The organism is Vibrio maerlii (assembly GCF_003415655.1).
Lineage (GTDB): Bacteria > Pseudomonadota > Gammaproteobacteria > Enterobacterales > Vibrionaceae > Vibrio > Vibrio maerlii.
The window spans coordinates 121,910-140,070 of record NZ_QRHC01000007.1; the positions used below are offsets into that span (position 1 = coordinate 121,910).

The window sequence follows — 18,161 nt, forward strand, 5'->3', positions numbered from 1 at the left end:
GCACTCAAGTACAACAGCATAAAACCACAGAAACAGAAGTAATTACTCCCATAAATGGACTAATGTAGGAAAGTAATATGAACGCAAATTTACCGATAATTGATATATCAGCGCTCGCAAACCCAGATACAACTCAATGGCAGGATGTCGTTGAGGCTATTGATAAGGCCTGTCGTGATACTGGATTCTTTTATGTTACCGGTCACGGTATTCCTGAGCAGCAATTTGCAAGTGTTGAAGCGATGGCAAGCCAGTTCTTCGCATTAAGTGAACAAGAAAAACAGAAGATCAATATCCAGCATTCAGCAAATCACAGAGGTTGGGGTCAAGTGAGTGCAGAACAACTTGACCCGAACGGACCTAAGGACTTCAAAGAGACGTTTGACATGGCGTTAGATCTGAGCCCTTATCATCCTCAAGTTTCTCGTTGCCCCGATCTCTATGGACCCAACCAATATCCCAACCTTGAGGGCTTTGTCTCCTTAGTTCACCAACACTACGAACTGACCATGCAAGTTGGTTTAAGAATCCTCAAAGCGATGGCGATTGCTCTGAAGCAGCCCGAAGACTTTTTTACCCAGAGCTTTAATCTTCCAATAAGTGTCTTGCGTTTTATTCATTATCCACCACAGGAATCCATGAGTAATGGAGCAGGGGCGCACACGGATTATGGTTGTATCACCTTGCTATACCAAGACCAAACAGGTGGTCTCCAGGTGCAAGGGGTCGATGGCGAATGGGTAGATGCCCCTCCTGTAGAGAACAGCTTTGTGGTTAATATTGGAGATTTGATGCAGCGATGGACAAACGATCGCTACAAATCGACCGCGCACCGTGTGACGAGCCCGACCCAAGGCGTAACTCGCTTTTCTATGCCATTTTTTGTCGAGCCCGACTTCGACACCGTGGTTAAAACCCTCGACTCCTGCTTAGCGTTAGACGAAGAAACCCGCTATCCACCAATAACTGCAGGAGATTGGATTCTATCTAGATTTTCTGACACGTATGAATATCGAAGCCCGGAATCTCAAGAGGCTGAAAGTACCATAGGCGTCTAAACCAAGTAGGCACATAAACAGAGCAGGCGTATAAACTAAATAGGCGTATAAATAAGAATCCCCCTCTAGCGAGTGCTAAAGGGGGATTTTTAAATATGCTCATCATTGAGAGCTACGGCTTAAGCAACTCTTTCACCATAGCTCGTTCACCTTCAGTCATCCCCGTCTTATTCATGAATGGCATATCCGCACTTTCTACTGTGCGAGCGACGATTCTTGCTGACCAACGTTCAATATCTCGCCAATCATCAAAGGCGGCCCCTGCTGGAGCAACGGTAAATACGTCATCCGTTGGATTTTGACTGTGACAACTGCTGCATCGCTCTTGAATAATGGTCATGACTTCGGCTTGATGTTGGCTGGTGGCCATGTTTGGTTGAGATTGATTCGGTGAGCTGTCGCTAGCGACAGGAACGCTCTCCTCAATGCTATTTTTCGCTGTTGGCCAACTGACCACAACCGCAAGCGCTAACATCATAGCTGAGCCACTCGCCAGTACCCAAGGCTGAGTTTTACCTGCATGTTTTAGATTGAAATAGTGTCTGATCCAAGCACTAATCAACATGATGAAAAGGGCGACCAACCAATTATGTTGATGCTGATAAATCATCGGATAATGGTTGCTGATCATTAGGAAAATAACAGGGAGAGTAAAGTAATTGTTGTGGATTGAACGGCGTTTACCCTCCAGCCCAGGAGCAGGGTCGACCTGTTCTCCCGCCGCGACTTGCGCCACCATTTTTCGTTGGCCGGGAATGATTTTGTGGAATACATTGAAGACCATGATGCTACCAATGAGCACACCCATATGGATAAATGCACCGCGTCCGCTGAACACTTGTGTAAACCCATAGAAGAATAGCGCCCCAGTCAATATCATCGCCGCAATGAATAGCGATTTTGATGAGGACAAAGGCGAGCGGAGCAAGAGTTCATAACAAATCACACCCGCTAGCACGCCACCGAGACCAATTCCAACTGCTTGGATGCTTGTGAGTTCCATGATTCGAGGATCGATGAGATACGCCTGAGCATTGAAATAGTACATCCATATCAATAGCGCGGTACCGGTTAGCCAAGTCGTATAGGCTTCCCATTTAAACCAGTGGAGCTTTTCAGGCATTTGCTCTGGCCCCACTTGGTATTTGGCAACCTCATAGAACCCACCACCGTGAACCGCCCAGAGATCTCCTTTTATACCTTTGTCTTTCTTCCATTTCGGTGGTGTATCGAGGCTGTTATCTAGCCATGTGAAATAGAAACTGGCTCCTATCCATGCGACTCCACAGATTACATGGAACCATTTGATAAATAACGCAATCCATTCGTAGAGTTGAGGCCACATACTTTACTTCCTTTTTTGTATACTAAGTTACCGCACAAATAGGTGCGTTCAATAATGCGATCATCGCTCAGAGTTGTGATGGCGAAGAGTTGTTCACGCAGGCTTTTACAGCGAAGTAATCGCTGCTGCAGCATGGGTGATGCCATAAAATTCAGTTCGACAAAATCGGCTTCACTGCCAGGATTTAGATTGCCGACAAGATGATCGAGTCCCATGGCCTTTGCTGCCCCTTGGGTACATAAATAAAGAGATTCAAATGGGTCTAAGCTGCTGTTTTGCAGCTGACAGATTTTGTAAGCGTCGGCTTGATTGGCAAATAGGCTCAAGCTCGTGCCCGCGCCCACGTCGCTGGCGATGGACACGTCTATTCCTTCTGTTTTGGCTCTATCGTAATTAAACAGACCACTGCCCAAGAAAAGGTTTGAAGATGGGCAAAAGCTGATACTCGCTCCAGAAGTACTCAGTGCTCGGTATTCTCTATCGTTAAGGTGGATCGCATGACCAAACAAGGCTCGATCGCGCACCAAGTCATTTGCTTCGTAAACCCCTAAGTAATCAGGGTGCTCAGGATAAAGCTCCTTTATCCACTCGACTTCACCTAGGTTTTCGCTAAGGTGCGTTTGAATAAAGGTGTCTGGATGTTCGTTGGCGAGCTTGCCAGCCATAGCCAATTGTTGCGGTGTACTGGTTGGCGCAAATCGAGGGGTGATGGCATAGCTGGCACGGCCATTGTTATGCCACTTTTCTATCAATGCTTTACTGTCTCTATAGCCCTGTTCTGGGGAATCTTGTAGCGCTTCAGGACAGAATCTATCCATCATCACTTTGCCACAAATCATGCGTGCGTTAATGGCTTCTGCAGCACTAAAGAATGCATCAACAGATTGAGGGTGGACAGTGGCGAATACACTGGCAGTGGTGGTGCCATGTTCCATCAATTGACCCAAGAAAAACTCAGCTTGCGCGTTGGCGTAGGCTTGGTTTTCAAACTGCATTTCAGTCGGGAAGGTGTACTCATTGAGCCAATCAAGCAATTGTTTACCAAAGCTGGCAATCATCTCTACTTGAGGGAAATGAACATGGCTGTCTATCATTCCTGGAATCAGCAGCCCTTTGTGCAGTTCGACACCGCCATAGTTCAGTAGCTGCTGGTTTGCGGGCAGTTTAAAGAAGTCTTGAGCTTCTCCTAAGTGGGTGATTTTTCCATTTTCAGTCACCAGCACACCATCGCTAAAATACTGATAGTTATCGGCTGGAGAAGACGTTGTTTTTGGAAAGTGGAGGATACTGCCTCGGTGAACTTGTCTTGGCATATTAACTTCCTCGATACGTGGTGTAGGAGTGCGCAGACATCAGCACCGGAACGTGGTAATGCCGTTCGTCTGATGCTCGAAAGTGCACGTCGATGAACGGGAAAAACACGGTGCCAAAGCTTTGCTGGCAGTAATCCTCGCTGTTAAATCTGAGCGAGTAATCACCTCCTAACTCTATTTCTTGGTCAAATGCAGCGCGGCCGTCCTCATCTGTTACCGCTGTTGCGATAGGCCTTGTTCCGTGCATTAAATCGTTCGTCAAATAGAGTGAAACTGAAATGCCCCTTGCCGGCACCCCAAGGGTTGTGTCTAGAACGTGGCAACTGAGTGTGCTCATACGTAGGCCTCCATGCGTATTGAACTGATCGCGCGCTGCTCTTTTGCTGCGTTGAGTAATTCGGTATTTCGTGAATTGGTGAGTCTGCTCTTGAGAAGCCTCAGCATTTCATCTGCACTTTTGTTCGTGGCGCAGACGATAAAAATAAATCCAAATGTTTTAACGTATTGCTGATTAAGCTCTAGCAGCGCAACTAGTGTGTCTTGGCTCGCGTGTTGGACTGAAGATTGCTCCTCTTTACTGAGCTCTTTTGCTTGGGCATATTTCGCTTGAAGCGTGGATAGGTCGCCAATCATCGGGTGGCCAGCAAACGCTTCTAACCAGTCATGCTCCTCCAAAAGATCGAACGCCTTGTTAGCGGCATCACGCAGAGCTTTCTGGTTCTCGAACGGCGCGCTTAGCTCCATAGAGCGTTGCCAAACCTGGCTACTGCATATCTGAGCCAATTGCGCACGATTAAGGGTGTATTGGCTCATCGTGTTACCTCCGCAAGGGTTTTTCGCAGTGAATTCGCATTGTCCCAACGCTGTTCATTGTCCCTGCGCTGTTCATTGCCACAGCCGGATACGTTTGAAGCTGGAAGAGATTCGCCATGTTTGGTAAACATGGGGATGAGTTGCGCGGCAATGGATACCGCAACTTGCATGGGTAATTTACCGCCAACTTCAGGGAGCCCGATCGGGCAGGTGAGTTGTTCAATCAGTTGAGGGTCGGAAAGTTGCTCCTTAAGTCGAAAGCTAAATCGCTGTTTTTTCCCCATAGAACCAATAAGGCCAATGAAAGGAAAACAGTTGCGCTCTAACGCACGCTCAGTTAGCTCAAAATCTAAACTGTGGTCATGGGTCATGATGACTAAGTGGCTGCGGGAATCCAGTGATGCGATACACTCTTCAACGTTGGTGATGAGTTGAGTTTGAATGCCTTGGTCTTGCAGTGGAGTGAGCCACTCTCGTCGACTATCGATAACGGTTAAACGACATGGAAGGTCGGAGATGATTTTAACTAACGCTTGGCACACATGCCCGGCACCAAATACCACCAACTGAGGAAGCTCAGTTTGCATAAACTCCATCAATACTTGAGCTGCACCGCCACAACATTGACCTAGATCGGAGGCGAGGGAGAAACGCTCGACGCTAGCTCCATTCGCACCTTCGTTGATTGACTGACGTGCTTTCTTAATGACCTGAAATTCAAGGTTGCCACCACCTAAAGTATCAAATTGTTCATCTAGGCCGATGACCATCTTTGCCCCCGTATCTCTTGGCGTAGAACCGACTTCAGCGATGATGGTCGCAATTACGTACGGTTGACCCGTTTGTTGATAATGGCGAGCACCTTCAAGCCAGTTACTGTGCCTAACACTGTTCTTTGGGTAGTTTTTCATCGTATTGTCGGTGAGAGCGTCCAACAGAGGTATATATAAAGAGTGGGAATGTTCAGTCATGTTCGTTCACCTCTGGGCTTGTTTTTTTGCTCGAAAAGTAATGAGGTTCTAAAGGCTTAAATTGATTCACTTTTGCCTTTGAACCGAGCGTGTCGACGCGTGTGTAACCAATCTGTTGATATTGTTGCTGGCATGCTTTTAAAATTCGCTCGCCTGTCGCTGGAGCATCGAGCTCAACATGCTGTTTGTGCTCACTAATTGAGGCGATCGCGTCATTGATGGCACACCAAGCACTAATGGCATGCATAAAAGGGGGTTCACCAACGGCTTTTGAACGGTAGATGCTATGTTCAGGGTTTGCCATATCAAACAGGGCAATGTTCATCTCTTTCGGATAGTCACCAATGGTTGGGATCTTATAGTTCATCGGACTGTTGCTTAGCAGCACGCCATCGTCGTTCCAAACCAATTCTTCATTGGTGAGCCAACCTAACCCTTGCATAAACGCGCCTTCGATTTGACCGGTATCTATGGCGGGGTTGAGACTGTTACCAACGTCATGGAGGATGTCGACTCGGTCTAATGTCATTTCACCCGTGAGAGTATCGATGGTGACTTCTGAACAAGCGGCGCCAATGGAGAAATAGAAGAATGGTCGTCCCTGTGATTTCTCCATATCGAACCAGATTTTGGGTGTTTTGTAGAAGCCGCTGCACGAAAGAGAGACTCGAGCTAGGTAGGCTTGTTGAACCAGTTCTGCCCAACTGATGTGGTGCTCTCCGCTTTTCCCTTCGTACACACCATTGAACGTCACGGTCCCGTTTGTGATTGTTGGTGTTTGCTCGCACTGATAGTGCTCCATCGCGAATTCGAGCAGACGCTCCCGAATGGTGGTTGCAGCATTGTGCGCAGCCATGCCATTGAGATCGGCGCCTGAAGAAGCTGCAGTGGGAGAGCTGTTCGGGACTTTGTCTGTTCGGGTTGAGGTGACTAGCACCAAGTCCATTGGTACGCTAAAAGTTTGCGCGACAATCTGTGCAACCTTAGTATGCAAACCTTGGCCCATTTCCGTTCCGCCATGTGAGACTTGGATGCTGCCATCGGTATAAACATGGACAAGAGCACCAGCTTGATTAAGGTGAGTGGCGGTGAATGAAATACCAAACTTAACTGGCGTCAACGCGAGCCCTTTTTTGAGCACCGGGTTTTGCTTGTTCCACTGCTTGATTTGGAGTCTGCGCTCACGGTAGTCAGCGCTATCTGCAAGTTGTTCAATGACGGCTTTTAGGGTGTCAGTTTGCTCAACTTGCATGCCGTAAGGTGTTGTGTCTTTACCTTCTCGGTAGAGGTTGTTTAACCTCACATCGAGTGCATCCATATCGGCTTTAATACTCAGGGCCTGCATTGCATTCTCAATGGTTAACATACCTTGTGGACCACCAAATCCACGATATGCCGTGTGACTTACCGTATCCGTTTTTAGGCGGTTTCCCTTAATAAAGGCGTCACCGAGATAGTAGGCGTTGTCGCTATGGAACATTGCTCGATCCACAATAGCGCCAGATAAGTCTGCCGAGTGGCCGCACAAGCCGTTTACTTCAATGTTCGTCGTTTTTAGCACGCCATTTGAATCAGCAACTAACTGGTAGTGATTGTTAAACGGGTGTCTCTTTCCGGTCGCTTGCATGTCAACGGAGCGGGGTAAACGCATCTTTACCGCTTTACCTGTGTAAAATGCACCAAGTGCTGCAAGACACGCCCATGGTGCAGCTTGAGATTCCTTCCCCCCAAAGCCGCCACCCATTCGACGCATATCAACAGTGACCTTATTGAACGGTATATCAAGTACTTCAGCGACCAGAGTCTGCACTTCAGTTGGGTGCTGGGTTGAACTGCGAACAAAAATACCCCCTTCTTCAGTGGGCTCAGCGAGGCTGATTTGACCTTCCAGGTAAAAGTGTTCTTGTCCGCCCACGGATAAATCGCCTTCGACGACAATGTCAGTTTCTGAGCAGGGCTGGGATTGCGGCTGACCGAACTGATTCGATGGGAGAATGTGAGGTTCCGTCTTCGCTTGTTCATACTTGGTTGTCGCTGCTGTGGCTTTGTAGGTAACTTTGGCCTGTGACGCTGCCTGCCAAGCTTGACGATGACTTTTAGCGATCACAAGTGCGATTGGTTGGCTGTGGTATTTGATTGTTCCGTCGCTGAACAGCGGATCCCCTTTGAAAATAGGGCCTATGTCGCGCTCACCAGGGATATCTTCATAGCGTATGACTTTCACGACACCATAAGTGTTCTCGACCTGGCTAAGATCTAGGCTCTCTATCTCACCGCTGGCAACGTCGCTCATGATTACGGAGGCATGTAAACATCCAACGGTTGTAGGCTGGTCATCAATAAATAGTGCGCTTCCTGCGACTTGATTGTCGGCGCTTTCATGTTTATGAGAGCGGCCAACCACTTTGAAATCGACGTTGGTTTGTTCACCTGTAGTATGTTTAATCGTGGTTAATTTACGCATGAGAGACCAACCTTGTGTTGATGCTGTTGCATTCTAAATAGAAGCGCTGCAGCAAGTTTTGGATCAGGGCCACGCGATACTCAGCACTGCCTCTCACGTCTGATAAAGGGTTGATGACATCGGGAACACAGGCTTTGATCTTATGAACGAGAAGCTGAGTAAATGGACGGCCGATCATCAGACGTTCCAGTTCACGTAGCCTTATTGATTTAGCGGCGATACCACCTGCAGACAAAATGCAGCGCTTAATTCGATTGTCGCCGTCTGTGGTGAGGTTAATAGCCAGGACCACCGTTGAAATGTCGTCTTCAAAGCGTTTGCTGATCTTGTAAATAGCGTGGCGTTGTTGTGGGGCGAGCTTAGGTAGAAGGACGGCACTAATCCATTGTTCTGGTTTGAGCACGGTCTCACGATAGCCTGTAATGTAATCCTCTGGAGAATAGAGGCGCTTTTCCGCTCCGTCGTCGACTTCTATCTTTGCGTTCAAGCTAATGAGTAGCGGGGCGATATCTCCGATGGGGGAAGCATGGCCCAAACTTCCCCCCATGGTGGCGCGGTGACGAATGGTGAGGCTTCCTAAACGTTCAAAGATCTCATCTGTGCTTGGGAAGTGTTCACGCATTAGCTGATGAACTTCATAGAGTGGAACGGAAGCACCCACTCGCCATCCCGATTTGGTTTCGCTGATGGTTGTGAGCTCATCGACTTCAGATATATCGATAATCTGCTTGATACTTTTTAACTGCTGAGTGACTTCAAGTGCAACATCAGTACCGCCAGCGATTAACTTCGCCGAAGGCATGCGAGTTTTAGCTTCTGCCAATTCTTGTCGTGTACTTGGTTTTGCATAGTGTAGTGTTTGCTGTGAATCACTTTCTTTGATCCACTGCTTCACACTCGATTCATTAGTTTGCGCTGGATCGAAATACTCTACGCCCGCCACTTGTTTTGCGGCTTCGATCAATGGGCCATATCCCGTGCATCGGCATAAGTTGCCAGCAAGATAGTCGGTTGGGTTTGTGGGTGGAGTCGATTGCTTTGAAAGCGCATAAAGAGACATAACCACACCGGGCGTACAAAAACCACATTGGGTCCCATGCTGGTCAACCACCGCCTGTTGGACAGGGTGAAGCTCACCGTGTTTACTGAGTTGTTCAACCGTGATTATCTGCTTGCCATGCAAGGCATTTAGAGGGGTGATACAAGCGTTGATCTGCCTATAGCACAGCTGTTCATCGGCATCGATATCGACCATTACTACGGTGCAGGCACCACAATCACCACTAGCACAGCCTTCTTTGCTTCCCACTAAGCCTTGATCTTCCCTTAGATAATTGAGCAACATGGTGTCAGCTGCGGCATAGTCGATTTGCACAACGCTGTCATTGATCATCACTTCTAACATAACGTTCCTTGTCGTGGAGGATTATAAACCTGTCTAATTGGTCAGGTTTATGGCTAATAAAAAAGCCCACGCATGAGGTCAAGCAACATGCAGTGGGCGTGGAGATTTAGTTTGGAATTGAAGCGTCTATGCCTTCTACATACCAGTTTACGGCTGTAAGCTCTTCATCTGTTAGGGTGTAACCCGCAGCAATAACTTCTTTACCGCTGTTATCTTTCATCGGACCGGTAAATGGATGGAACTCACCTGATTTAATCTTTGCGTGCGTCGATTTGATGGCTTCTTTCATTTCATCAGGCAGTGCTGGGTTAATAGACACGATCTGTAAAATATCGTCTTCGAAGCCGCCCCAGAAATCCTCTGGAGCCCAACTGTCGTCCATCACTTCTTGAGCGCTACGAATGTAATGTGGAGCCCAGACATCACGCACTGAGAACATGTGCGATTTAGGCGCAAATTGACTCATGTCTGATGCTTGGCCAATACCCATTACGCCGCGCTTTTCGGCGGCGATGAGCGGAGCCGGGCTATCAGTGTGTTGAACAATAATATCCGCGCCTTGGTCCATAAGTGCGTTTGCTGCATCCGATTCTTTGCCTGGGTCGTACCAGGTATTTACCCAAACAATTTTAATTTTAACGTCTGGGTTAACGCTTTTTGCGCCAAGGTAAACCGAGTTGATATCTCGAATGACTTCAGGAATAGGGAAAGAGGCGATGTAGCCAATAGTATTCGATTTGGTTGCCATGCCAGCCGCAACACCCGATACATAACGACCTTCGTAAGTACGTAATGTGTAAGTCGATACATTACCCCCACGTTTGTAGCCAGTAGCATGTTCAAACTTTACTTTAGGAAAACGTTTTGCGGCTTTTATTGTCGGGTTCATGAAGCCAAAAGAGGTAGTAAAGATCAGATCGTGGCCTGACTTCGCAAGCTGTGTGATCACTCGTTCAGCATCTGCCCCTTCAGGTACATTTTCGACGAAGGTGGTTTCAACCTTATCGCCAAAATGACTCTCGAGATCTTGTCGACCTTGGTCATGTTCGTAACTCCATCCATGGTCGCCTACAGGGCCAACATAAACGAAACCGACTTTTAGTGGTTCTTCTGCTAATACAGAAGAGGTGACTAAGGTTGAGAGTGATAAGGCAGTTGCCTTAATCCAAGGTTTTAGCTTCATGAGTTTCTCCATCTTCACTATTTATTGAGCGTTTCCATTACTGCTTTACTGAGTTGTTTAGATGGTATTTGCAAAAACCTGACCAACTGGTCGTGTTTTTAAGGTGAATTTACTGACAAACTGTAGAAGCCTTGTGTGGTGGGTGTTTCAGGGGTGTTAAATGTTTATTTTGCCCTAAGTTGCGTGTTTATCAGCCTTGAATTGAGAGTGTTTACTTGATGTTTACATATCGTTAACGCTCTAGATTGATGCAGTGCACTGGAATAGTGCGGGGGGAGTGAGAATAATAAACATGAAGAATTGGTGGGGAGCCACTAGAGGAATAGTAGAAAGAGAAGGGCAGCGATGACTGCCCTAAGCTCTATTTTTAATGGTGTTTTGGATCAAATGGTTTCCCTAAGCTCATCGGTGTCGCGAGCTTCTGCTTTATTGCATTTGAACTGATCATCACCATCACAGCGATCGTCGCGACGTAAGGGGTCATTGCGAGCAAGTTTGGAGAGATATCATAGCCGAACCCTTGCATTACAAGATGTAGGATTGAAGCGAAACCAAAAAGGTAAGCCCCGAGAGCAAGGTAGCCGATACGCCACGACGCAAATACCACCAATGCTAACGCAATCCATCCTCGTCCCGCCGTCATGTTTTCCATCCACATTGGTGTGTAGGCGAGCGACATATACGCTCCTGCTAAGCCTGCCATGGCTCCTCCAAATAGAGTGGCTAGATATCGAACCGTGAGTACCTTAATCCCTAGTGCATTGGCGGAATGAGGGTTTTCTCCCACTGCTCGAATCGTTAAACCGATGCGAGTTTTGTGCATTACATACCAAGCGCAGCCAACGATTAGAAAGCTGACGTAGACAAGTAAGTCTTGATGGAATAGAAGTGGTCCGAGTAATGGAATATCACTGAGTAAAGGAATGGCGATAGGTTTGAAACCATCAAGCGTACTTCCCACTAAACCTCCACCGAGAAAGGCACTTAATCCTGTACCAAGAATGGTTAAGGCGAGCCCGGTCGCGACCTGATTAGTACTTAGTGATAGTGACAGCACACCGAAGAGCATAGACATCGCCATACCGGCGAGCAGCGCTAAACAAATACCCAGGTACAGATTCCCTGAGTAATAGGCACCCGCAAATCCAGCCATGGCTCCCATTAGCATCATGCCTTCTTGACCAAGGTTTAACACCCCAGACTTTTCGCAGATCAGTTCTCCAAGGGCAATCAGTAGTAAAGGGGTCCCGGTTTTGATTGATGCCACCAGAATTTGTTGAATCAGCAACATGTCCATTACAGTGCTCCTTGTTGTTGAGGTTTGGTTTCGATTTCCGTTGGGTTGTCGCTTGTTCCTTGTTGAGAGCCCCGTTTTAATTGTTCTAGAGATTCCTGACGTCTCTTCGGCGTAACTCGGCGCTCGATGCTCACCCGATAGTTAATAAAGAAGTCGCATGCCAATAGGAAGCACAATAGCGTACCTTGAAATAAGTAAGTGATAGCCGTGGGTAAGCCGAGCTCAATTTGGGCTAAGTCACTTCCCATGTAGAGTGTTCCCATGAACAGTGCCGAAAACACAATGCCAAATGGGTTAAGACGTCCAAGGTAGGCGACAATTATCGCGGCATAACCGTAACCGGGAGAGACGGATGGGATAAGTTGACCGATAGGGCCTGTCACTTCGGCGGCACCAGCAAAACCCGCTAACGCCCCTGCTGTTAGCATGACTAGCCAGACGATTTTTCCTCCACCAAAGCCGGCATAACGAGCGGCAGCGTGATCCTCCCCAAATACACGAATTTCAAAACCAATCCGAGTTTTGAATAGTGTCACTCCAGCAAGAATCGCGAGCAAAATAGCGATGACAATACTGATTGTGGCTCGCCCTTCTTCATGAATGGTTGGCAATAATACGGCATCCTCAAACATCACTGATTCAGGAAATCCAAACCCTTGCGGATCGGCTAACGGTCCATGAACTGCCCACAACAAGGTATAGAGACCAATGTAGTTGAGCATGATGGTAGTGAGGATAATATTGGTGTGAAACACGCGGTTGAGCAGGGTAGGGACTGCAGCCCAAAACATGCCAGCCACAATGCCAGCGACGACAGTCAGGAGTAACATTTCAAAACCGCTAGAAGGCCCTGCTTGAATAGCGACAGCACTTGCAACTACGGCACCGACAAGCAGCTGACCTTCCGCTCCAATATTCCAAACGTTGGCGCGGTAGCACAACGCAAGCCCGATAGCACACAGCAAGAGAGGCGCGGCTTTCACCATGAGTTCACCAAAGTTGTATGGGTCGCTAATCGGTTGAAGGATGAAAACATCAAAGGCGGCTAGTGGGCTAACGCCGAGAGAAACAAACATCGCACTTGAAACAAGTGCGGTTAACGTGATGGCGATAACTGGCGATAGCCAACTCATCAACTTTGAGCTCGCAAGGCGGGGTTGTATCTTAAGCATAATTACCCTCCGCGCTCTCTTTGTTGTTTTCGTTTGTGAAGCTACCCGCTATCCATTGCCCAATCATTTCGACGCTGGTCTTTTCTGTTTCAACCGATTGGGACAATTGCCCTTCATACAAGGCGGCGATGCGATCGCTGATCACAAAGAGCTCGTCGATGTCTTCTGAGATAACTAAAATGGCGGCGCCGGCATCTCGAAGCGCAATCAACTGGCGGTGAATCGCGCTGGCGGCACCAATGTCGACTCCCCAAGTTGGGTGAGCACAGATTAACACTTTCGGCTGCTGTTCAATTTCACGACCAATGATGAACTTTTGCAGGTTTCCGCCAGAAAGACTTTTTGCTTGAGAAGATTGATTGGCGCATTTGACGTTGTTATCACGGATGATTTTGTCCGCGAGAGAGTGAAGCTTATCGCGCAAGATAAAGCCTCTATTCACTAAGGTGTGGGTGTTCGCGAGCAGAGTGTTATCAGTCAGGCTCATTTCGGGTACCGCACCCTGACCCAATCTATCTGCAGGTACGTAAGCCATGCCTAACTTACGTCTTTCACCTGAATTGAGCTTACCAATGGCCTTGTCGTTAAAGATTACCGCAGAATCTTGAGCGCGAGTGTCTTCACCACTCAAGGCTTCTAATAGGTCTTCTTGACCATTGCCAGCGACTCCAGCGATGCCAAGGATCTCACCACTATTGAGCGCCAGTGTTACCTCCTTTAAACCGCAACCAAAAGGATTAGAAGGTTGGAGAGTCAGTTTGTCTGCCTTGAAAATAGGTACATCATTAATATTTTTCGGATAGCTTGCCGATAGCTCGGTATCGCTACCGACCATCATTCGTGCGATCGAATCCGGGGTTTCATCTGCTGGGGTACATTCGCCACTCACTTTACCACCACGTAGAATCACAGCGCGGTCGCAAAGTTCAGTCACTTCTTTTAGCTTATGGCTGATAAATAAGATACTGCAACCCTCAGACTTTAGGTTTCTTAGCACTCTGAATAGACCGGCGACCTCTTTTGGTGTGAGCACAGAGGTGGGCTCGTCAAGAATAAGCAGCTTCACGTCTTGAATCAGGCAACGCAATATTTCTAAACGTTGTCGTTCCCCGGTGCTAAGGCTATGTACATAGCGGCTAGGCTCTACATGCAGGTCATATTTAACGCTCAGTTCAATGATGCGTTGATCAAGGTCGTCGATCTGAACCAGGAAATCTTTATCCAGACCTAGCTCAATATTTTCCCGAACCGTTAATGTTTCAAAAACAGAAAAATGCTGGAACACCATACCAATGCCCATAGATCGAGCTTGATTCGGAGAATTGATTTCCACTTCCTGATTGCGCCATAAGATCGCCCCACTATCTGGGGGACTAACACCGTAGATCATTTTGACCAATGTGGATTTACCCGCACCATTTTCACCGAGAAGTGCCAGTATTTCTCCCTGATTCAAGGTTAGCTTCACATTGTCGTTTGCTAGGACGCCAGGAAACGCTTTACTTACGTTCCAAAGCTCCAATAAAGGGGGGGCTTTCATTGTGTATACATTCCTTTGTATGGTTGCTTAATGGGTAGTCAATGCAATAAGCTGACCAAGTGTTCAGGAAAGTGTTTTTGCTACCAATTTGTTAATGCGTTGTAATTTTGGAGTGCTTTTTTAGGCGTTTTGATGGTGCAGGAGCACAGTGTTGGTGCGAAAAATAGTGGATTTGGTTTGCTTGACATGACGTATTGGATTGCTGAATGTAGAGCATAAAATGGAACACTTGCTAGAATTTGTCGAGGTTAATAAGGATGTGGAACTATGGAAAAAGTCGTAAGTAAATCGACAGACAAAACAGGTGCAATAAGGAAAAGAAATCAGTCACTTATACTGAATGCAGCGGCGCAAGAGTTTGCTAAACATGGCTATAAGGGCACGTCGTTGCAAGTTATCGCGGATAGGGTTGAGTTGCCAAAGGCAAACATTCTTTACTACTTCAAGTCGAAAACTGGACTGTATAAAGCGTTACTTAGTGAAATCCTTAACATGTGGAACCAAGGGTTTAGTGAACAACACAGCGCAATTGAACCATCAGAAGTGATTGGAAACTACATTCGTGAAAAAATGTGTTATAGCCGCTCTCACCCCTTAGAATCTAAGATATTTGCTATGGAAATTATTCAGGGTGCACCTGTAGTAAAGGACATACTTGTACAGCCAATGGTGGGGTGGTCTAAAGATAAGTCAGCAGTGATTCAGGGCTGGATCGATGCGGGTAAATTGAAGCCTATCGAGCCTCTTTACCTACTGTTTATGATTTGGGGCACAACCCAGTTTTATGCGGATTTTAATACAGAAATTGGTTTGCTAAAGGGAAGAGCACTGACGGACGAAGAGTTTTACCAAGCCCAAGAATTTACAGTTGAAACCATACTCAGAGGACTGGGTTTAAACGCTGAGTAATAATATCGAGAAGAGTAAAACATTCCATTTTAGTTTGATTCAATTCTTTTTCGACTCCGTACTTATTCGACTCCGTTCTTTTTAGATAGCATGCTTGTTCGAGTAGGTATGAAAAAGCCCAATTCCGTTGGAGAAGTTGGGCTTAACGGTTGAGGCGTTAGTCAATGCTAGGTGGATGGTTTTCAATCCAGTGTCTTGCAATATCCTCTCTGGTCGCAACCCACACATCCTCATGAGACTGCACATAATCTAGGAAGCGTTTAAGGGCTATGAAGCGACTGGGTTTCCCTATGATACGGCAGTGTAAGCCTATCGACATCATCTTAGGACGATGCTCCCCTTCTTGATACAAGCAGTCAAAATGGTCTTTCAAATACTGGTAGAACTCGTCACCATGACTAAAGCCAAACGGTGATGAAAAGCGCATGTCATTAGTGTCTAGCGTGTAGGGAATCACAAGGTGCTGAGTAGATTCTCTAGTTACACCGCTCTGTGCTGTATTCTCTGCTTTGGTCCAAAATGGCAAGTCATCCCCATAGTAGTCTGAGTCATAGAGTAACCCGGCTTGTTCAGTAACTAGCTGACGTGTGTTTGGTGAATCACGACCGGTATACCAACCAATAGGTCGCTTACCGGTTAGCTTCTCAATAATATCAAGTGCTTGCACCATATCATCACGCTCTTGTTCGATAGGCGTATCTTGGTAATGAATCCATTTTAATCCGTGGCAGGCGATTTCATGACCATCTTCAATAATCGCTTGAGTGACCTCGGGGTTACGCTGCAGAGCTGTTGCGACGCCAAAAACGGTCAGAGGAAGATCGCGCTGTTTAAACTCATTAAGAATACGCCACACACCTGCGCGGGAGCCATATTCATACATAGACTCCATGCTCATATGCCTAGCTTGGTATGCCTGTGCATTGAAGATCTCTGAAAGAAATGTTTCGGACTGTTCGTCACCATGCAACACACAATTCTCTCCCCCTTCTTCATAGTTGAGGACAAACTGAACCGCGATTTTGGCTTTGTTCGGCCAGTTTGCGTGAGGGATGTTGTTGCGGCCATAGCCGATGTAGTCACGAGGGTTATTTTGTTCCATAAAGTAAACCTTGTTAGTTACGATTGCTGCAGATGGTTGATTACGCTTGAGTAGGCGCACTCCAGTGCTCGAAATTTCCGCTGAACAACTTTGGCAGAGGAGAAGCATACTGACCTGCTTTTGAAGTGGTGAGTCGCAGTTGATGTAGAGATTCGGCGAGTTTCACCGCCGCGGTCACACCATCAATCACCGGTACATCCAGAGCGCTAGAAAGCTCGCTCGCTAAATCGGACATTCCAGCACAGCCAAGTACGATTGCCTCAGCTCCATCTTCATTAATGGCGAGTTGGCACTCTTGCTTAAGTTTCTCAAAGGTTTGGCTGTCGATAGCTTCCAAATCGAGAACCGCGATATCGGTTGCTCGGACTCCACTGCATAGGTGATGGTATCCATAGCGATGCAAAAGGTGTTCGCTTGCGGGTAGGGTGCGAGTCATAGTTGTGACCACACCAAAACGATAGCTCACGAGGCTAGCAAGTTGGAATGCGGCGCCCGCAATCCCAATCACGGGCTTGGTGGCGATCTCTCTTGCTGCATCTAGAGCAGGATCGCCAAAACACGCGATGATATGTGCATCAACGCCTTGCTCTTCACCTCTGCGAACCTGATCGAGTAATGCTGCAGCCGCTATGGTTTCATCAAACGCACTTTCGATGGTAATTGGACCGTGTTTTGGGGATGACGCTATGATCACCGTGTCGTGGTGGCAGACTTGTTGCGCGCTAAGGGCAATCTTATCTGTCATCCCTTGACAGGTATTGGGATTGATTAGGTTAATTTTCATGAGTTAGTCCATCTTTGAAAATAGTGTTTTGAAGTTAATTTCCGAAGTCGGTGAGCCGTCGAGGTTAAGGGATGATTTGATCATACCGAGGTGGTTTTTCATCCATTGTTTAGCTTCTTCTGCTAGGTGATTATCGAGTAGGTCTAAAATTTCACCGTGGTCACCGCAATCACAACTTACGCTGTCTTTCGAGCCATAGGCAGCAATGACAAGCGAAGAGCGATAACTGAGTTGCTCAACAAACTCTGCGAGAATTGAGTTGTTTGATTGTTTTGCTAGTTCAATATGAAAACGGGCCGTCAATTGAATGGATGCCGCTAGATCATTATTTTGCTCTGCTTGATGTTCTTCAGCGATCATGGTTCTAAATCGTTCAGATGTCGCTTTGTCCCAGTGCTTGAGGATATCGTCGATGAGCAGGGGTTCTAGAAGCGTACGGCTATTGAGTACCTCTTCTGCTTCCTGCTTAGTTGGGTTATTTACATGTGCGCCTTTATTCGGCTCAATAATAACGAATCGCTCTAGTGCTAAGCGTTGTAATACCTTTCTAATGCCCGTCCGGCTTATTCCAAATGCTTCAGACAACTTATCTTCTGGTAGCCGCACCCCAGGAGCCAATTCATGCTCGACGATCGCTTTAAGTATCTGCTGGTAAATTTTTTCATCATTGAACATAAAGGCTTTTCCATAAGTTGTAGTGAATGGATTATTGCAATATGTATACCAATGTTGAAATGAATTGCCTTTTCTGTTGTATACAATGTTTCGTGGGGGTTCTATATATTTTGGTGTAATTAAGAGAGTT

General features: G+C 47.0%; 16 protein-coding genes. 2 read left to right on the forward strand and 14 right to left on the reverse strand.

Translation table 11 applies throughout. The annotated features are described in order from the left end of the window. Positions 1-77: 77 nt before the first annotated feature. On the forward strand, positions 78-1,058 hold the full coding sequence (locus tag DPF91_RS13600; protein WP_117234975.1) for an isopenicillin N synthase family dioxygenase: 981 nt from the start codon (positions 78-80) through the stop codon (positions 1,056-1,058). Positions 1,059-1,170: 112 nt separating this feature from the next. Here the strand turns inward: DPF91_RS13600 and DPF91_RS13605 are convergent, their stop codons facing one another. From DPF91_RS13605 to DPF91_RS13655, 11 genes are all read right to left on the reverse strand, one after another. Beyond that, positions 1,171-2,403, reverse strand: a complete 1,233-nt coding sequence (locus tag DPF91_RS13605; RefSeq protein ID WP_117234976.1) for a urate hydroxylase PuuD — start codon at positions 2,401-2,403, stop codon at positions 1,171-1,173. Beyond that, positions 2,349-3,716, reverse strand: coding sequence for a guanine deaminase (gene guaD, locus DPF91_RS13610; RefSeq protein WP_117234977.1), 1,368 nt, complete (start codon positions 3,714-3,716; stop codon positions 2,349-2,351). The genes DPF91_RS13605 and guaD overlap by 55 nt, the downstream gene beginning before the upstream one ends. 1 nt (position 3,717) lies before the next feature. Beyond that, positions 3,718-4,053, reverse strand: a complete 336-nt coding sequence (uraH, locus tag DPF91_RS13615) for a hydroxyisourate hydrolase (RefSeq protein ID WP_117234978.1) — start codon at positions 4,051-4,053, stop codon at positions 3,718-3,720. Continuing rightward, positions 4,050-4,529, reverse strand: a complete 480-nt coding sequence (locus tag DPF91_RS13620) for a 2-oxo-4-hydroxy-4-carboxy-5-ureidoimidazoline decarboxylase (protein ID WP_117234979.1) — start codon at positions 4,527-4,529, stop codon at positions 4,050-4,052. The genes uraH and DPF91_RS13620 overlap by 4 nt, the downstream gene beginning before the upstream one ends. Continuing rightward, positions 4,526-5,500 (reverse strand): xanthine dehydrogenase accessory protein XdhC, encoded by a 975-nt coding sequence (gene xdhC, locus DPF91_RS13625; protein ID WP_117234980.1) that lies wholly within the window; start codon positions 5,498-5,500, stop codon positions 4,526-4,528. The genes DPF91_RS13620 and xdhC overlap by 4 nt, the downstream gene beginning before the upstream one ends. Further along, on the reverse strand, positions 5,493-7,964 hold the full coding sequence (gene xdhB, locus DPF91_RS13630; RefSeq protein WP_117234981.1) for a xanthine dehydrogenase molybdopterin binding subunit: 2,472 nt from the start codon (positions 7,962-7,964) through the stop codon (positions 5,493-5,495). Before xdhB ends, xdhC begins: the two co-directional genes overlap by 8 nt. Continuing rightward, positions 7,957-9,369 (reverse strand): xanthine dehydrogenase small subunit, encoded by a 1,413-nt coding sequence (gene xdhA / locus DPF91_RS13635; protein WP_117234982.1) that lies wholly within the window; start codon positions 9,367-9,369, stop codon positions 7,957-7,959. The genes xdhB and xdhA overlap by 8 nt, the downstream gene beginning before the upstream one ends. Before the next feature lie 106 nt (positions 9,370-9,475). Continuing rightward, a complete protein-coding gene (locus DPF91_RS13640) occupies positions 9,476-10,552 on the reverse strand; it encodes a BMP family ABC transporter substrate-binding protein (protein WP_117234983.1) in 1,077 nt (358 codons plus the stop codon). Positions 10,553-10,919: 367 nt separating this feature from the next. After that, positions 10,920-11,849: an ABC transporter permease gene (locus DPF91_RS13645; RefSeq protein WP_117234984.1), complete on the reverse strand. Its 930-nt coding sequence runs from the start codon at positions 11,847-11,849 to the stop codon at positions 10,920-10,922. Next, positions 11,849-13,021, reverse strand: a complete 1,173-nt coding sequence (locus tag DPF91_RS13650) for an ABC transporter permease (protein WP_117234985.1) — start codon at positions 13,019-13,021, stop codon at positions 11,849-11,851. The genes DPF91_RS13645 and DPF91_RS13650 overlap by 1 nt, the downstream gene beginning before the upstream one ends. Then, entirely contained in the window at positions 13,014-14,561 is a 1,548-nt protein-coding gene (locus DPF91_RS13655; protein WP_117234986.1) for an ABC transporter ATP-binding protein, read from the reverse strand. Before DPF91_RS13655 ends, DPF91_RS13650 begins: the two co-directional genes overlap by 8 nt. 267 nt (positions 14,562-14,828) lie before the next feature. Here DPF91_RS13655 and DPF91_RS13660 point away from each other — a divergent pair, with 267 nt between their 5' ends. Beyond that, positions 14,829-15,470 (forward strand): TetR family transcriptional regulator C-terminal domain-containing protein, encoded by a 642-nt coding sequence (locus DPF91_RS13660; RefSeq protein ID WP_117234987.1) that lies wholly within the window; start codon positions 14,829-14,831, stop codon positions 15,468-15,470. Positions 15,471-15,627: 157 nt separating this feature from the next. On the opposite strand, the gene puuE is transcribed toward DPF91_RS13660, so the two are convergent. From puuE to DPF91_RS13675, 3 genes are read right to left on the reverse strand one after another with little or no spacing between them, the layout of a single operon-like run. Further along, positions 15,628-16,572 (reverse strand): allantoinase PuuE, encoded by a 945-nt coding sequence (gene puuE, locus DPF91_RS13665; RefSeq protein ID WP_117235140.1) that lies wholly within the window; start codon positions 16,570-16,572, stop codon positions 15,628-15,630. Positions 16,573-16,612: 40 nt separating this feature from the next. After that, entirely contained in the window at positions 16,613-17,356 is a 744-nt protein-coding gene (locus DPF91_RS13670; RefSeq protein WP_117234988.1) for an aspartate/glutamate racemase family protein, read from the reverse strand. Between the two features lie 3 nt (positions 17,357-17,359). Continuing rightward, positions 17,360-18,031, reverse strand: coding sequence for a GntR family transcriptional regulator (locus tag DPF91_RS13675; RefSeq protein ID WP_117234989.1), 672 nt, complete (start codon positions 18,029-18,031; stop codon positions 17,360-17,362). Between the last annotated feature and the right edge of the window lie 130 nt (positions 18,032-18,161).